Raw genomic sequence first — 1,037 nt, 5'->3', positions numbered from 1 at the left:
CTGGCTAAAACCTACGGTGGTTCCGCTCGCGCATTCGACCAGATCGATAACGCGCCGGAAGAAAAAGCTCGTGGTATCACCATCAACACCTCTCACGTTGAATATGACACCCCGACTCGCCACTACGCGCACGTAGACTGCCCGGGCCACGCCGACTATGTTAAAAACATGATCACCGGTGCTGCGCAGATGGACGGCGCGATCCTGGTTGTTGCTGCGACTGACGGCCCGATGCCGCAGACTCGTGAGCACATCCTGCTGGGTCGTCAGGTAGGCGTTCCGTACATCATCGTGTTCCTGAACAAATGCGACATGGTTGATGACGAAGAGCTGCTGGAACTGGTTGAGATGGAAGTTCGTGAACTGCTGTCTCAGTACGATTTCCCGGGCGACGACACTCCGATCGTTCGTGGTTCTGCTCTGAAAGCGCTGGAAGGCGACGCAGAGTGGGAAGCGAAAATCATCGAACTGGCTGGCCACCTGGATACCTATATCCCGGAACCAGAGCGTGCGATTGACAAGCCGTTCCTGCTGCCGATCGAAGACGTATTCTCCATCTCCGGTCGTGGTACCGTTGTTACCGGTCGTGTAGAGCGCGGTATCATCAAAGTGGGTGAAGAAGTTGAAATCGTTGGTATCAAAGAAACCGCGAAAACCACCTGTACTGGCGTTGAAATGTTCCGCAAACTGCTGGACGAAGGCCGTGCTGGTGAGAACGTAGGTGTTCTGCTGCGTGGTATCAAACGTGAAGAAATCGAACGTGGTCAGGTACTGGCTAAGCCGGGCACCATCAACCCGCACACCAAGTTCGAATCTGAAGTGTACATTCTGTCCAAAGACGAAGGCGGCCGTCATACTCCGTTCTTCAAAGGCTACCGTCCGCAGTTCTACTTCCGTACTACTGACGTGACTGGCACCATCGAACTGCCGGAAGGCGTAGAGATGGTAATGCCGGGCGACAACATCAAAATGGTTGTTACCCTGATCCACCCGATCGCGATGGACGATGGTCTGCGTTTCGCAATCCGTGAAGGCGG

1 protein-coding gene is annotated in these 1,037 nt (G+C 54.7%); it reads left to right on the top strand.

Translation table 11 applies throughout. The features are described from left to right. Positions 1 to 1,037 (top strand): elongation factor Tu (tuf, locus tag AC6CWS_RS26440; RefSeq protein ID WP_020316953.1); only part of this gene is annotated, 1,037 nt, incomplete at both ends.

The organism is Klebsiella sp. M041, from assembly GCF_059759695.1.
This window is presented reverse-complemented; position numbering and strand designations above follow the sequence as displayed.